The 14,494-nt window shown below is 69.7% G+C and carries 10 protein-coding genes and 1 pseudogene; 6 read left to right on the top strand and 5 right to left on the bottom strand.

From position 1 onward, the window contains the following. Positions 1-421: 421 nt before the first annotated feature. Positions 422-1,099, bottom strand: a complete 678-nt coding sequence (locus FV218_RS12870; RefSeq protein WP_147710019.1) for a TetR/AcrR family transcriptional regulator — start codon at positions 1,097-1,099, stop codon at positions 422-424. 143 nt (positions 1,100-1,242) lie between these two features. Here FV218_RS12870 and FV218_RS12865 point away from each other — a divergent pair, with 143 nt between their 5' ends. The 4 genes from FV218_RS12865 to FV218_RS12850 all read left to right on the top strand — a co-directional run bounded on the left by FV218_RS12865 (position 1,243) and on the right by FV218_RS12850 (position 5,691). Continuing rightward, positions 1,243-2,775 (top strand): NAD(P)/FAD-dependent oxidoreductase, encoded by a 1,533-nt coding sequence (locus FV218_RS12865; protein WP_147710018.1) that lies wholly within the window; start codon positions 1,243-1,245, stop codon positions 2,773-2,775. Positions 2,776-2,839: 64 nt separating this feature from the next. Beyond that, complete coding sequence (locus tag FV218_RS12860; protein WP_056088238.1) at positions 2,840-3,655, top strand: SDR family oxidoreductase; 816 nt, start codon at positions 2,840-2,842, stop codon at positions 3,653-3,655. Then, positions 3,652-4,659 carry an alpha/beta hydrolase gene (locus tag FV218_RS12855; RefSeq protein WP_210246119.1) on the top strand — a complete coding sequence of 336 codons (1,008 nt, stop codon included), beginning with the start codon at positions 3,652-3,654 and terminating at the stop codon, positions 4,657-4,659. The genes FV218_RS12860 and FV218_RS12855 overlap by 4 nt, the downstream gene beginning before the upstream one ends. Positions 4,660-4,782: 123 nt before the next feature. Next, on the top strand, positions 4,783-5,691 hold the full coding sequence (locus tag FV218_RS12850) for an alpha/beta hydrolase (RefSeq protein ID WP_056088242.1): 909 nt from the start codon (positions 4,783-4,785) through the stop codon (positions 5,689-5,691). Here FV218_RS12850 and FV218_RS12845 read toward each other — a convergent pair. Continuing rightward, positions 5,586-6,176, bottom strand: coding sequence for a response regulator (locus FV218_RS12845; protein WP_246685106.1), 591 nt, complete (start codon positions 6,174-6,176; stop codon positions 5,586-5,588). The two genes, FV218_RS12850 and FV218_RS12845, sit on opposite strands and share 106 nt — an antisense overlap. 389 nt (positions 6,177-6,565) lie before the next feature. Here FV218_RS12845 and FV218_RS12840 point away from each other — a divergent pair, with 389 nt between their 5' ends. Further along, positions 6,566-10,453, top strand: coding sequence for an autotransporter domain-containing protein (locus FV218_RS12840; RefSeq protein ID WP_187273047.1), 3,888 nt, complete (start codon positions 6,566-6,568; stop codon positions 10,451-10,453). A gap of 117 nt (positions 10,454-10,570) precedes the next feature. Further along, positions 10,571-11,236, top strand: coding sequence for a glycosyltransferase (locus FV218_RS12835; RefSeq protein WP_056088248.1), 666 nt, complete (start codon positions 10,571-10,573; stop codon positions 11,234-11,236). 81 nt (positions 11,237-11,317) lie between these two features. Here FV218_RS12835 and FV218_RS12830 read toward each other — a convergent pair whose 3' ends face one another. From FV218_RS12830 to FV218_RS12820, 3 genes and pseudogenes are all read right to left on the bottom strand, one after another. Further along, positions 11,318-12,931: a glycosyltransferase family 2 protein gene (locus FV218_RS12830; protein WP_056088251.1), complete on the bottom strand. Its 1,614-nt coding sequence runs from the start codon at positions 12,929-12,931 to the stop codon at positions 11,318-11,320. Positions 12,932-12,950: 19 nt separating this feature from the next. Further along, positions 12,951-13,691 carry a hypothetical protein gene (locus FV218_RS12825; protein ID WP_147710015.1) on the bottom strand — a complete coding sequence of 247 codons (741 nt, stop codon included), beginning with the start codon at positions 13,689-13,691 and terminating at the stop codon, positions 12,951-12,953. Next, positions 13,688-14,494, bottom strand: a pseudogene (locus FV218_RS12820) (group 1 glycosyl transferase); the annotation flags it as partial. The gene FV218_RS12825 and the pseudogene FV218_RS12820, both read right to left, overlap by 4 nt.

Below are 14,494 nucleotides of genomic sequence, written 5' to 3'. Positions count from 1 at the left end.
CGTCCAGGCCGCGGCGGCGGGGTTCGGCCTAGGGCCGTTGCCCGCCTGCCATTGGTGTGGCGAGGTCCGGAGCCCTGCTTCCCGTGCCGGAGAGATGGGCGTCGAAGCAGGCGTTCGAAGTCTTCATCGGATACGCGCAACGCGGGCTGCCGCAGGGGCTCCGTGCGCCGGTTGATGTCCGGGTCCACGCGATGCGAAGCCGGTAGACGGGCTGAGACGGCCCCGAACCGCGCGTCGGGCCCGTCGGGTCTTCCGCGCTCAGCCGCGCTCGTTCAACATGGGGAACCGTCGCGCCCGTCGCCTCGCGTGCAACGAAGAGCTACTCCTGCATGGAGAGACGGGGCTGCGCATCCAGCGCGCCGAACGGCTCGTCCAGCCGGGCCGAGCCTCACGCTCTTGAGCCTGTCTTCCTCTCGAACGATCAGCCATCCTCACGCGCCGCACCGAGTTCGGCTTCCGCCAGCCCTCGCGGCGTCAGGTATGGCAGGAACAGGCTCATCACCTGGCGTGCGCCCCAGTCGACATGCGCGCGCGTGACCTCGCCGATGCCACGGCGCGAGCGCAGATAGTCGATCCAGTAGGTCGAGACGATCCAGGAATTGGTGACGAGCGGGTCGAGCCGGTCGGCTGGGATCGTCAGCAACCCCGCCCTCTGCATCTCCTCGAGCGCCCGGCGGGTCAGCCCCTGACCCTCGTCACTGACCTGCTTCAGGCGCGGCTTGAGCTCGGGAGCGAGCCGGAAGACCATCGCGCCGTCCCGGTAGAAGAAGCGCCATTCCCACATCGTCTGGAACCAGCCGGTGAGATAGGCACGATACCGAGTGGGCCCGTCGTCGCTGGCCGCGTAGGCCGTGGCTGCGGCATGCAACGCCTGCGCGAACTCTCCGAACAGGCCTTCGAGCAACTGCTCCTTGCGCTGAAAATGGTAGTAGAGGTTCCCCTCGTTGATCCCCACCGCCTCGGCGATCTCCGCCGTGGTAACGTTGCCGGGGCCGCGCTCGTTGAACAGTTCGCGCGCGGCGTCGAGGATACGCGCCCGCGTCTTGGGCTTAGGCTTAGGCAACGCCTTCGCACGGTTCCCCGCGTCCCGTCCTGTCATCGCCACATCCGTCCCGCTCGCGCATCCAGTCCCGCCCGGACCCTAGCCGCGCGGAGGCCGCGCAACAATTAAGGTGTTTGCCTGTTGATCAACTAAGGTGGACACCTTAAATGGGGCGTCGTGAACCTCGGAGGGCTTCAGCCATGGCGATCCCCACGGTGCCCCGCGACGGGCCTGACGATGCAGCGTCGCGCCTGGAGCCGCCGGGCGGTGCGCATTTCGACGTGCTGGTGATCGGAGCCGGCATTTCGGGCATCAGCGCGGCCCACGCCCTGCAGACCCAGTGTCCAGGCAAGAGCTACGCGATCCTCGAGGCGCGCGACTCGCTCGGCGGGACCTGGGACCTGTTCCGCTACCCCGGCCTGCGCTCGGATTCCGACCTCTACACCTTCGGCTTCAGCTTCCGGCCGTGGACCGAGGACAAGTCCATCGCCGACGCGGCCTCGATCCTGAGCTACCTGCGGGCCACCGCCGAAGAGTTCGGTATCGACCGTAGGATCCGCTACGGCCAACGCGTGGTGTCCGCGGCCTGGGACACGTCGGAGGCGCGCTGGACCGTGGAGGTCGAGGCGGGGCGGGAGCGCATCGCCTATACCTGCGGCTTCCTCTACGTCTGCGCCGGCTACTACGACTACGCGGGCGGCTATCGCCCGGACTGGCCGGGCACGGAGCGCTTCGCGGGGCCCATCGTGCATCCGCAGGCTTGGCCCGACGACCTCGACTATGCCGGCAAGCGCGTCGTGGTGATCGGGAGCGGTGCCACCGCGGTGACGCTGGTGCCGGCGATGGCACGGCGCGCCGACCACGTCACCATGCTGCAGCGCTCGCCCACCTACATCGTGGCGCTACCCGCGCGCGACCGGATCGCCAACTGGTTGAAGGCCCGCCTGCCGGCCCCCCTCGCCCATCGCCTCGCGCGCTGGAAGAACATCGGCCTGAGCATTCTGTTCTATCAGTTCGCCCGGCGGAAACCCGAGGCGCTGACGCGGCGCATCCTCGGCGGCATCCGCGAGCAACTCGGACCCGACTACGATGTCGGCAGGCATTTCACGCCGCGCTACAAGCCGTGGGACCAGCGCCTCTGCCTCGTGCCGGACGGCGACCTGTTCGCGGCGATCCGCACCGGCAGGGCGAGCGTCGTGACCGACACGATCACGCGCTTCACCGAGGACGGGCTGGAACTCTCCTCCGGCAAGACCCTGCCGGCCGACATCGTCGTGACCGCCACCGGCCTGACGATGAAGCTCATGGGCGGGGTGCGGATCAGCGTCGACGGCGTCGCGCCCGATCCGGCCGAACGCTACCTGTACAAGGGCATGATGCTGAGCGACGTGCCCAACCTCGCCCTCGCCCTCGGCTACACCAACGCCTCCTGGACGCTGAAATGCGAGTTGACGGCGGACTATGTCTGCCGCCTCCTGCGCCGCATGGACAGGCGGGGCGAGGCGTGGTGCGTGCCGCGCCGGGGCACGGCCACCGGCGCGGAGCCGCTGATCGGCTTCAGCTCGGGCTATGTCGCGCGGGCGCGCCACCTGATGCCGAAGCAGGGCACCGCGTCGCCGTGGAAGCTTCACCAGAACTACGTGCTCGATCTCGCCGGCCTCCGCTACGGCCGGCTGGACGACGGCGCCATGGTGTTCGGCGGCCGGCGTACCGACACCCGGCGGGCGGCCTGAACGCCTGCCCCCGAGGGGGCGGATATCCGTTGCACCGAGGCTTCGAAGGGCAGGAACCGACCGCATGTTCGATCTCAAGGGACGCACCGCCCTCGTCACGGGTGCGGGCAGCGGCATCGGCCGGGCCATCGCGGTCTCGCTCGCCGGGCGGGGCTGCAACCTCGCCCTCGCCGACGTGAACGAGGCGGGCCTGGCCGAGACGGCGCGGCCGCTCGCCGGCACCGTTCGGGTCACCCGTCACCGCCTCGACGTGGCCGACCGGGAGGCCGTCGCGGCGTTCCCCGCGACGGTGGCCGCCGCCCATGGCGGCCTCGACCTCCTCGTCAACAACGCGGGTGTGGCCATGGCCGGCACCTTCGCGCAGGTGAGCGAAGCCGACTTCGAATGGCTGATCGAGGTCAATTTCTGGGGCGTCGTGCGCATGACCCGGGCCTTCCTGCCGATGCTGCAGGCCGTTCCCGAAGCGCGGATCGTCAACCTGTCGAGCCTCTACGGCCTGATCGCCCCGCCGGGCCAGACCGCCTATGCGGCGAGCAAGTTCGCGGTGCGCGGCTTCTCGCAGGCGCTCGCCCACGAGTTGGCGGGCGGTACGGTCGGCGTGACCGTGGTGCATCCCGGCGGCGTCGCCACGTCGATCGCCGATTCGGCGCGGGCCACCGCGGCCCTTTCAGCCGAGGAGCTGGAGCGGGGGCGCCGCATCGCCAACAGCCTCCTGACGATGCCGCCCGCCCGGGCCGGAGACATCATCGTGCGCGGCGTCGAGCGACGACGGCGGCGCATCATCATCGGCAACGACGCCAAGATCGCCTCGCTGATCGAGCGCCTGATGCCGGTTTCCTACTGGGGCGTCCTGAGCCGCCTGAAGGGAGAGCGCACGTGACCACGGCCTTGCCGACCGCGTTCGCGTTGGGCGCCGTCGTCCTTGCCGCCCTCTTGAGCTTCGCCTTCGTCGTCACGTGGCTCATCGCCCGGGGCATCGCGCGGCGCCTTCCGCCACGCGGGTACTTCCTCGATCTGCCGCAGGGCCGCATCCACTACCTGGAAGCCGGGAGCGGCCGGCCGCTCGTGTTCGTACACGGTCTCGGCGGACAGCTCGGCAACTTCGCGTATGCCCTGCTCGACAGGCTCTCGGACCGGTTCCGGGTGGTGCTGATCGACCGGCCCGGTTCCGGCCACTCGCCGCGATCCTGGCGCGCCCCCGCCGATCTTCCGGGCCAGGCCGACACGATTTTGGGCGTTATCCGTCATCTCGGGCTGGAGCGCCCGATCGTCGTCGGGCACTCGCTCGGCGGCGCGGTCGCCCTCGCGCTCGGCCTCGAACATCCGCGCCTTATCGGCGGCCTCGCGCTGATCGCGCCCCTGACGCAGCCGCAGGACACGGTCCCCGCACCGTTCCGGCTCCTCGCCATCCGTTCGTCCCTCCTGCGGATGGCCGTCGCCTGGACCCTCGCGACGCCACTGGCGATTCTGCGCAGCCGGGGCGTCCTCGACACGGTGTTCGGGCCGGACGCGGTGCCGGCCGATTTCGGAACGCGGGGCGGCGGCCTGCTCGGCCTGCGGCCCTCCAGCTTCTACGCCGCCTCGATGGACTTGAACGCGGCCGGCGCGGACATGCCGGGGCTGGCAGCGCGGTATCCTGGCCTCGCCGTCCCTGTCGCGGTCCTCTACGGAACCGGCGATCGCGTGCTCAGCTCGGTCGAGCACGGCGAAGGTCTGAAGCGGGTTCTACCCGGTACGCGCCTCGACCTCGTACCGGGCGGCCACATGCTGCCGGTCACGGATCCCGACCGTGTCGCCGCCTGGATCACGGCGATCGCGGCGGGGATGACGCCAGAGGAATCAAAGCCTCATACGGCTTCGCCCTCGGCGACTGGAAGTCCGTGAATCCGGCGAAGCTCTGACCTCAGCCCAACTCGGCCGCACGGGATGATGTCCTTGCTGCTAGAGAGTGGAGGTGAGCACCCATTCCTGCGGATGGCTCAAACTGGCTTAGACGGAAAGACGCGTGTGTCCCTGCGGTGGATCCTTGTGACGGCCGGCGGGATCATCGCCGGTCTGGCTCTGGTCGACGCCTTGGCTCGGCGGCGTGCCGGCCAGGACCGAAGCACAGATATGGGCCGGTTCACGGTGAGGCAGGTCCGCGTCGACGGCAGGACGATGCAGGCCCGCGTCTCGGTTGACGCCGTACCGGATGACCGTCTGCCCGTGATCCTCGTCCACGGGCTCGGGATGTCGAGCCGCTACATGATCCCGCTCGCACGGCATCTCGCTCCTCATGTCAGAGTCTATGCGCCTGACCTGCCCGGCTTCGGCTTGAGCGAGAAACCCCGCCGAACGCTCACGGTGCGCGAGCTCGCGGACGCACTGGCGACCTGGATGCATGCGGTCGGGGTGGAGCGCGCGGCCTTTGTCGGCAATTCCCTGGGCTGCGAGGTGTTGGTCGAACTGGCGCTCCTTCATCCGCAGCTCGTCGAACGCCTTGTGCTGCAGGGTCCCACGCCGGACCCGGAGGCACGTGGCCTCGTCCGGCAGGCTGTCGGTTTCATGGCCATCGCACCGTTCGAGCGCTGGTCGCTCGCCTGGGTGGCGCTCACCGACTATGCCCGCGGCGGGATCGGACGCTACATCCTGACCCTGCGCAGCATGGTCGACAATCACATCGCGGAGAAGGTCCGGCGGGTCTCACAGCCGACGCTCGTGGTCTGGGGCACGCGCGACTACATCGTCCCGCATGCCTTCGTTGCGAGCCTCGCCGGCTCCCTTCCTCGTGGCCGACTTGCCGTCATCCCGGGAGCGGCTCACGGGATCAACTACTCGCATCCGGAAGCGTTCACGGCGGTCCTCCTCCCGTTTCTCTTCGGTGACGCGGAGAAGCCCGTCGCACGAAGCCGAACCGCGGCGTTCAGCGTATCGTAGCGCGTCAGTGACGGTGACCTGATCGACAGGTCCATCCTCGTGCACTCTGCTCGAACGCGGACTGCCAGAAGGCCATGAGGGGTGGACGACTTGGCAGGCCTGAGGACATCACGTTCGAAGACGGCAGTCTGTTCGGTCAAAGGACTGCATCGGACGCGCCGTGTCTTACGGCCTGTGTCGCCTTCTCGACGCTCCTGAATACTAGAATCGCCTGTGTGTAAAACGCCATCGACCTCTGATTGCCGGTCGCGCGCTTGTGCCGTGACGTCCCGAGCGCTGAGGACCACTACCGACACTTCGGCGCAACCTGGTAATACCCTCAAGCGGTCGAGGAACGAGAACCCGTCCATCATCGGCATAGTGAGATCGAGGAGCACGAGACGCGGCACGCCGAGCCAGACCTGATTTAATGCCTCACGAACGTCGCTCACCTCCCGGACGCTCCAGCCGTTGTGTTCCAGGGCTGTTCGTAGGCGGTGCCGCATGTCTTTCGAATGTCGTCCACGGCCGGTCGCGACGCCTGGCGTTGGTCCGGAGGCAACCGGGTCCAGTCTCATGCCATTGGTGAAGAAAAACGGCCGGTCTTGCCGTTTTATCCCAGTAGGATTGCGTGTTTTAAATTTAATTTTTCCGTTTTTGCTCAACTGCTAGAACCTAAACCTCCTTTTGTAAGAAAGATGTGTGATTGTTTTGCATCGTCGCGAGACAAAGGCATGAAGTCGTTCTCCGAACGTAGAACTAATTTTTGACTCCGTGCGTGCTCAAGGTAATCGTCCACCCTGCTCGCCATGCGTGCGAGCGTTCGGCCAGTCAAAAATACAAAAATCTGGGGGATTCGATGTCGGGGCAAGGTCAGGTGCTGCGTCGCTCGCTGATGGCGAGCGTTCCAGTCTGGAGCATGTTGATCGTCGAGGCGTCGGCGGCGTGCCAGCCGGCCGCACCCGCGAGTGGGCAGACCGTCACCTGCACCGATGCCCAGCCGACGGGCTTCATCGCCCCGGCAGCCGCCACCGGTCTCACGGTCAACATCCAGCCGGGCGCCACCGTCGGTTCGCAGCAGACCGCCACCGGCACGAACCCGAGCTTCACCAACGTGCGGGTGAACGGCACGAGCGTCGTCAACAACGCCGGCACCATCAGCAACACCGCGCCGCTGAACCGCGACAATTTCGGCGTGAACCTCGCGGGTGACCGCTCGACCCTGAACAACACCGGCACGATCCTCCTCACAGCGCCGGCCGGCAACACCACGACGCGGGTCTACGGAGCCTATTCGAGTGCTCCGGCCGGCTCGCAGTACGAGAACACCACCGTCACCAATGGCGGCGTCATCGCAGTGACGCAGAACGGCAACGGAATCGCCCGGGGCATCTATTCCGGCGAGAACACCACCCTGTTTACGCTCAACAACACCGGCCTGATCTCGGCCACCCGCGGTATCTCCGCCACGGCGACGACGGCCGTCGTCGCGGGCGTCGATTCCGACGACGACACCGACCGCCTCGTGGTCAACAACGCCGCCGGCGGCCGGATCACCGCCACGGGCCTCAACACCCGCGCGGTGTCGGGCCGCGCCGCCCAGTACGAGATCAACAACAGCGGCACCCTCACCAACACCACCGCCAATGAGGCCGCCATCGCGACCTTCGCGGTGAATGCCGGCAATGCCGGCGACGCCACCACTGTCCGCGCCTACAACACCGTCATCACCAACACGGCCACCGGCGTCATCAACGGCGATGTCCGCAACTTCGACCAGGATCTCCAGACCGCCGCGACGGTGGTGAACCTGCGCCGCACCGGCACCCTCACCAACGCCGGCACCATCAACGGCAACGTCGCCTTCGGCGGCGGCAACCAGACCGTGAACAACACCGGCCGCATCACCGGCGGCCTGTCGTTCCTCGACGTCGCCGCCACCGTGAACACGGTGAACCTCGGCACGGGCTCCAGCATCGGCGGCAACATCACCGCGCAGGGCCTCGGCACCAACACCCTGAACCTGTCGGGCACCGGCACCCTCACCGGCACGGTCGCGGGCTTCACCAGCCTGACCCAGACCGGCACCGGCAGCGCTTGGACCACGGCCGGCGGCTCCGTCCAGAACCTCTCGGGCAACCTCACGGTGGCGGGTGGAAACCTGACGCTGGGTGCGGGCTCGACGCAGAACGTCGCCGGCCTGATCCAGGTGACGGGTGCGGGCGCGCAGCTCACCGTCAACAACACCCTGACCAACAAGACCGTGAACCTGTCGGGCTCCAATACCAGCCTCGTCAACAACGGCACCCTCGTGGGTACCGGTGCCGCAGGCCGCGCCAACACCGCCGCCACCCGGGTCTACGGCGTGCTGACGAACTCCACCGGCGCCGACTTCGCCAACGTCGCGGTGACCAACAACGGCACCATCGCGGTGACGGAGAACGGGATCGGCATCTCGCGCGGCATCTACGCCGGCGAGAACATCGCCTCCATGGCGATCACCAACGCCGGCACCATTTCGGCGACCCGCACCGGCACCGGCACGGCGGCCGTCGCGGCCATCGATTCCGACGACGATGTCGCGGCGCTGAGCGTCACCAACCGCGCCGGCGCCACGATCAGCGGCACCGGCACCGGGGTCCGCGCCATCCAGGGCCGGGCCCAGGCCTTCACCATCGCCAATGCGGGAGCGATCACCGGCCCGGCGGGCGGACAGGCCATCGTCGTCTACGGCGCCGGCAATGGGTTCCTCACCAACGCCGCCACGGGTGTCATCACCGGCGACGTGCGCTTCACCGATGCCGACCCGCAAGTGGCCACCACGGCCAACCGCCGCAACAGCACCACGACGAATGCCGGGCGCATCGCCGGCAGCATCCAGTACGGCATGGGCAACCACACCCTGACCAACAACGGCACCATCACGGGCAACATCACCTATGTGGATGTCGCGGCGAGCCGGAACGTCGTCAACCTCGGCACCGGCTCGACCATCGGCGGCAACATCAGCGCGCAGGGCCTCGGCATCAACGCCCTGAACCTCTCGGGCACCGGCACGCTCACCAGCAACGTCGCCGGGTTCACCACCCTGCGCCAAGCCGACGGCGCCTGGACCCTGGCCTCGGGCTCGACGCAGAACTTCTCCGGCGGAGCCACCGTGGCGGGCGGCGTCCTCACGGTGAACGCCACCCTCAACGCCAACACCGGCGTGGGTTCGGCGGGCACCCTCGCGGGCACCGGCCGCATCGGCGGCACCCTGACCAACGCCGGCATCGTCGCCCCCGGCTCCGCCGCCGCACCCTACGGCACCCTAACCGTGACGAACTTCGTCCAGCAGGCCGGCGGCACGCTCCAGAGCGCGCTCGGCGCCGACGGACAGGCCTCGCGCCTCGTCGCCACCGGCACCGCCACCCTCGCCGGCACCGCCAGCGTCACCGCGGCGGCGGGTACCTACCTGCCCAACGCCCGCTACACGGTGCTCACCGCCGCCGGCGGCGTGCGGGGTAATTTCGCCAGCGTCACCGACAACGGCGCGCTGCCCTTCCTGATCCGCGCGATCGCCTCCACGGACGCCAACAACGCCTACGTGACCCTGGCCCAGCAGAGCTTCGGTCTCGTGGCGCAGACGGCGAACCAGGCCAACGTCGCCCGGGGCCTCGATGCGGCCCTCGCCAACAACCCGCAGGCGCTCCTCGTCATCGACAACCAGAGCAACGCCGGCATCGCTGCCACCCTCGACCGGGTCTCCGGCCAGGGCTACGCGTCGCTGGCCGATCCGCAGCTCCGCTCGGGTCGCGCCTTCGGCAGCCAGCTCCTGTCGCGGGCCTACGCCGCGACCACCGAGGCCGGCCCGACGGGCTTCACCCTGCCGCCGACGGTCTACGCCGCCGACATGCCGAACCGCGCCCCCGTGCCCGCCCCCCGCTTCGTCGAGACCAGCCGCGGCTACGGCCTCTGGGCCACGGGCTACGGCCAGTTCGGCTCCGTCGATTCCACCGCCAACGCGGCGGGCCGCTCCGAGACCGTCGCCGGCATGGCGGGCGGCATCGACTTCCACCCGCAGGTGGGCACGGTGCTCGGCATCGCGGCGGGCTACGGCTCCGTCGACGTGAGCCTCAACCGCACCGGTGAGCGGGCGCATACGGACAACGCCCAGGTCGGCGTCTACGGCGGCTTCTCCAGCGGCGCCCTCTACGCCAACGCCACCGTGGGCTACGCCCACACGGAGGGCCGCGTGAACCGTTCGCTCGGCTTGGCGCAGATCCAGGCCGGCGGCGCGCAGGGCAAGGTCAGCGGAGACCAGTTCATCTCCGCGGGCGAGCTCGGCTACCGCTTCGCCGTCGCCCCCACGACGGTGCTGTCGCCCTTCGTCGGGTTCCAGGTGAACACCTTCGATCAGGACCGGGTGCAGGAGGGCAGCGTCGGTCCCCTCAGCCTCACCATCGCCGCCAAGGACTTCCTCTCAGCCCGCACCCTCGTGGGCGGCCGCCTGGAAACGGCGACGACGGTGCTCGACGGGCGGCCGGTCTCGTTCTGGGTCAAGGCGGCCTACGTCCACGACTTCGCCGACGTGAGCCGCACCATCGGGGCGTCCTTCACCCTGGTGCCGACGGTGCCGTTCGCCGTCTCCAGCCGCCGGCTCGCCCGCGATCGGGCGCTGGTCGGCCTCGGCGTGAGCACGGAGCTGGCCCCGGGGCTCGCCGGCTTCCTCGGCTACGACGCCGAGCTCGCCTCCTCCGACACGATCCAGGCGGTGCGCGGCGGAGTTCGCTACACCTTCTGATCCGAACGGACCGCACGACGGGGGGCCGGCTCGGACATGAGCCGGCCCCTTTTTGCTTTTTTGGAACGGGATGACGCGATGCCGTGGAAGGCCCGATGGCGGTGGCTCCGCAGGGGCGTGTCTCCCGATGTCACCGTCGTGCTGACCTCGTGCGGGCGCCACGACCTTCTCGAACGCACCCTGGCGAGCTTTGGCGCCTGGAACACCGATCCAGGCGTGGCCGAGATCCTCGTCGTCGAGGACGGTCCCGGCGACCCCTCGGCGATCTGCGCCCGTCACGGCGCACGCCTGCTCCGACTCGGCGGGTCCAGGGGGCAGATCGCCGCCATCGAGGCCGGCTACGCGCAGGTTCGGACGCCCTACATCTTCCACCTCGAGGACGATTGGGAATTCCATCGCGGCGGCTTCATCGAGCGCAGCCGTGCCTTGCTCGCCGCCGATCCTTCGACGATCTGCGTCTGGCTGCGGGCCTGGGACGACACCAACGGCCACCCCCTGCACTTCACGTCCGCCGCCGGCGATTTCGGCGTGCTCGCCTTCGGCTACCGGGGCAAGTGGCACGGGTTCACCTTCAACCCGGGGCTCCGCCGCCTGTCGGACTATGCCGCGATCGGCAGCTTCGGCCACATCCTCGCGAGCCCGCTCAAGCACGAAGGCCAGATCTCGCAGCACTACCACGCCCTCGGCTACCGGGCGGTGATCCTGGACCGGGGCGGCTACGTCCGCCACATCGGCTGGGACCGGCGTATCCCGCAGGGACCGGTGGATCCTACGCCCGCCTGATCCCGGGATACCGAAGGGCAAGCCCTTTGGCGGGTGTCGGGCAGAGCCCGACTTGCTTTTCGGCGCCGGACGCAAATCCCTTCAGGACGGCTGTCCCTGGGCCATCAGGGCCAGCACGCGGGCCGCCGCCTCGTCCGGGGTGAGGTAGGTGGTGTCGATGAGCGGCACGTCGAGTTCGGCCGCCAGGCGCCGGTAGGTGTCGATCCGGTCCTCCGGCATCTGCGCCTCGGCATCGATGCCGCGCGCGGCGAGCCGCGCCAGGGTGGTGGGGCGGTCGGCCCAGGTCATCACGCTGAACGGGCGCGGGTTCCAGCCGGCCCGGTACGCGCTCGACAACAGCTGAGAGGCGGTGAACCAGTGCCGGTCGAACACCACCGGCCCCGGGGGGGCCTCGGCCAGCGCCAGGGCGACGGCGTCGTGGGCGACGTCGTCGGCGCGGGCATGCTGGCCGAGGCGGGCGAGATGCACCATCAGGGCGCCGATCCGGCCCGCGAACGGATCGAGCACCGTCGCGCCGAGCGCCGCCGCCACGTGGCGGGCCACCGCCGACTTGCCCGACCCGTCGAGGCCGTCGACGGCGAGCACGATGCGCCCGGCTTGGGTCCCCTTCTCCTGCGCCCGCGTCAGCGTGGAGGGGTAGATCCGGCCCTCGCGCCGGCCGTGTTCGAGGTAGTGCAGGACGCCCTGCCAGGGAGCGGTGAACAGGGCGGCGAGGTCGGGATGCAGGCGCAGGTAGCCGAGCGCGTCGAAATCCCGGGGGAGGGGACCGTCGAGGGACACGAAATCGGCCATGCGCCGGGCCTCTTCCGGGGGCGTCGCGTCGGCGCGTCCCTGAAACCGGCGGGCCATGGTGTCGTCGTATCCGAGGATGCCCTCGGCGAGGGCCGCATCGCGGGCTTCGGCATCGAGCACGATGGAATCGTACTCGGCGCGCAGACCGCCCGCTTCCCAGGTGGCGTACCACCGGCGCCAATGGCCGCCGACGCTTCGGTCGAACTCGGTGTTGCGGGCATAGGCCGCCCCCCCCTGGATCACCTTGGCCTCGAACTGGGCGTAGGTCCGGATCGGGTAGTGGTAGATGGTCAGGCGCGGCTCGTCCGCTTGGCTCACCGGGCGGTCGTAGGTCGCCTCGTGGTTGCCCTGTCCGATGGCGACGAACCCGTCCGCCCGGCACACCGCCTTGGCGCTGACCGTGCGGATGAGCTTCGAGCGGCTGCGGTCCGCCACGGGGGCCAGCACCGCGAGGGTCCCGTCGGCGAGCACGTCGCCACCGCGGCCCGCTTGCGGCGGGATGCCCTCTTGCGGTGGGATGCCCTCTTGCGGCGGGATCATGTTGCGGCGCCGGACCATGAGCACGTCGGCTTCGGCCTGCGCCAGCACGGCTTTCAGGTTGCCACCCTCCGCGTGCCAGAACTCGTCGGCGTCGCTGTTGATGATCCAGTCGGCCTTCAGGAGGTCGCGGGCGAGGCGCGCCATGCGGGTGACCCAGGCGTATTGCCGGTAATCCTGATCCTCCTCGACGAGGAGGCAGACCCGGCCCGTGGGCACGAACCGGGCGACCACGTCGAGGGTCCCGTCCGTGGAGCCGTTGTCGGTGACGATGATGTAATCCACCCCTTGGGCGAGGTGGTAGGTGAGGAAGTCAGCGATGATGTCGATCTCGTTGCGGATCAGCAGCGTCATCACCAGCCGCATCGCAGGTGTTCTCCCGGTCTCACGCGACATGGATCGCGATCGCATCGCGCATGAGGGCGCCGTAGGCGGCGTTGGCGTGGGTGACGTCCTCGGCCCAGTAATCCGGGTGGAGGCAACCGTCGGTGTCGGTGCAGGCCCCTGGCGCCGGCACGAAGGGATGACCGAAGCGTTCCGCCACCCCACGCAGCACGTTCTGCTCCACCTGCCACAGCTTGAGCCGCACGGTGGCCGGCGTGAGGGTGAGCGCCTGCGGATCGAGGCCGTGAGCCGCCGCGAGCTTGGCGCCGTAGGCGCCGATGCCCATGAGGTCGGCGAGGCGTCGCGCGTCGGCCTTCGGCGGCGGCGCGCCGACGAGGACGACGCCGGCGGGGTCGTGGGCGGCGAGCCGTTCCAGGAAGGCGGCGAGTCCCGCCTCGGTCTCGGCGAAGCGCGCACGCACGGCCCGCTCGGGCACCAGGACCCTGTCGTCGCGCGGAGGCAGGTGCGGCAGTTCCGCGACCATGAGGTCGAAGGCCGGCTCGCCCTGGAGCAGGAACGCGTCGTTGTAGCGGTTGCCCTCCCAGGCGAGGGCGATGCGCCGGCCCGGCGCGAGCGCGCAGAGACGGTCCCAGTACACGGCCTGCTTCGGGCCGCCCGAGAGGCCGAGGAAGCGCCCATCCGGCGGCTCCAGGGGCAGGAGGTCGGGCGCCTGCGTCCGGTCGCCCCGCGCGACGCCCAACGCCTTGCGGTGCGAGTGCCCGGCGATGACGACGGCCCTCATGCCGCGCCCCGCCACGGCAGGAGGCCGCGCTCGGTCATCAGGGCGAGGACGCGTTCCGTCGCCTCCTCGGGGCTGGTGCGCGAGGTGTCGAGCAGGGGCACGTCGAGCTCGGCGGCGAGCCGCCGGTAGGTCTCCACCCGGTCCTGCGTCATCTCCAGGGCATCCCGGTCCTCGCCGCGCGCGATCATGCGGGCGACGGTGGTCTCGCGGTCGGCCCAGCACAGGAGGGTGAAGGGCCGGGGCTCCCAGCCGGGGCGGTACAGCGACGAGAGCAGCTGCGAGGCGGTGAACCAGTGCCGGTCGAACACGATGGGCACGCCCGCGGGCACCCGGTCCATGGCCATGGCCACGGCGGCGTGGGCGATGGAATCGGCGAGGGCGTGCTGGCCCGTGCGGGCGAGCCAGACCAGCAGCGGCCCGTTGCCATCGTAGGGGTGCAGCACGCAGCCGCCGATGGCCTCCGCCGTGAGCCGGGCGATGGTGGATTTGCCGGCGCCGTCCAGCCCGTCGAGCACGAGGGCGATGCGCCGCGCCTGCGCCACCTTGGTCTCGGCCCGCGTCACGTTCGAGGGGTAGAGCCGGCCCTCGCGGCGCCCGTGCTCCAGGTAGTGGAGCTGCCCCTGCCAGGGATGCGCGAACAGGGCCGCGAGGTCGGGGTGGAGGCCGATATAGGTGGCGCCGTCGAAATCCCCCGGCACTGGGCCGTGCTCGGCTTCCAGCGCCGAGATCCGGGCGGCGGTGTCGGGCTCGGGGGCATCGTGCAGCATGGCGGCGGTCTCGGGGCTCGGCGGCCGGAGTGGTGG

Origin of the sequence: Methylobacterium sp. WL69 (assembly GCF_008039485.1) — a bacterium.
Lineage (GTDB): Bacteria > Pseudomonadota > Alphaproteobacteria > Rhizobiales > Beijerinckiaceae > Methylobacterium.
The sequence above is the reverse complement of the archived record's forward strand: the minus strand, read 5'-3'. Positions and strand labels throughout refer to the sequence as shown.

Coding starts and splice junctions, on each gene's coding strand:
- FV218_RS12870 (WP_147710019.1), bottom strand. CDS start 1,099: ATGACAGGACGGGACGCGGGGAACCGTGCGAAGGCGTTGCCTAAGCCT.
- FV218_RS12865 (WP_147710018.1), top strand. CDS start 1,243: ATGGCGATCCCCACGGTGCCCCGCGACGGGCCTGACGATGCAGCGTCG.
- FV218_RS12860 (WP_056088238.1), top strand. CDS start 2,840: ATGTTCGATCTCAAGGGACGCACCGCCCTCGTCACGGGTGCGGGCAGC.
- FV218_RS12845 (WP_246685106.1), bottom strand. CDS start 6,176: ATGCGGCACCGCCTACGAACAGCCCTGGAACACAACGGCTGGAGCGTC.
- FV218_RS12840 (WP_187273047.1), top strand. CDS start 6,566: ATGGCGAGCGTTCCAGTCTGGAGCATGTTGATCGTCGAGGCGTCGGCG.
- FV218_RS12830 (WP_056088251.1), bottom strand. CDS start 12,931: ATGCGGCTGGTGATGACGCTGCTGATCCGCAACGAGATCGACATCATC.
- FV218_RS12825 (WP_147710015.1), bottom strand. CDS start 13,691: ATGAGGGCCGTCGTCATCGCCGGGCACTCGCACCGCAAGGCGTTGGGC.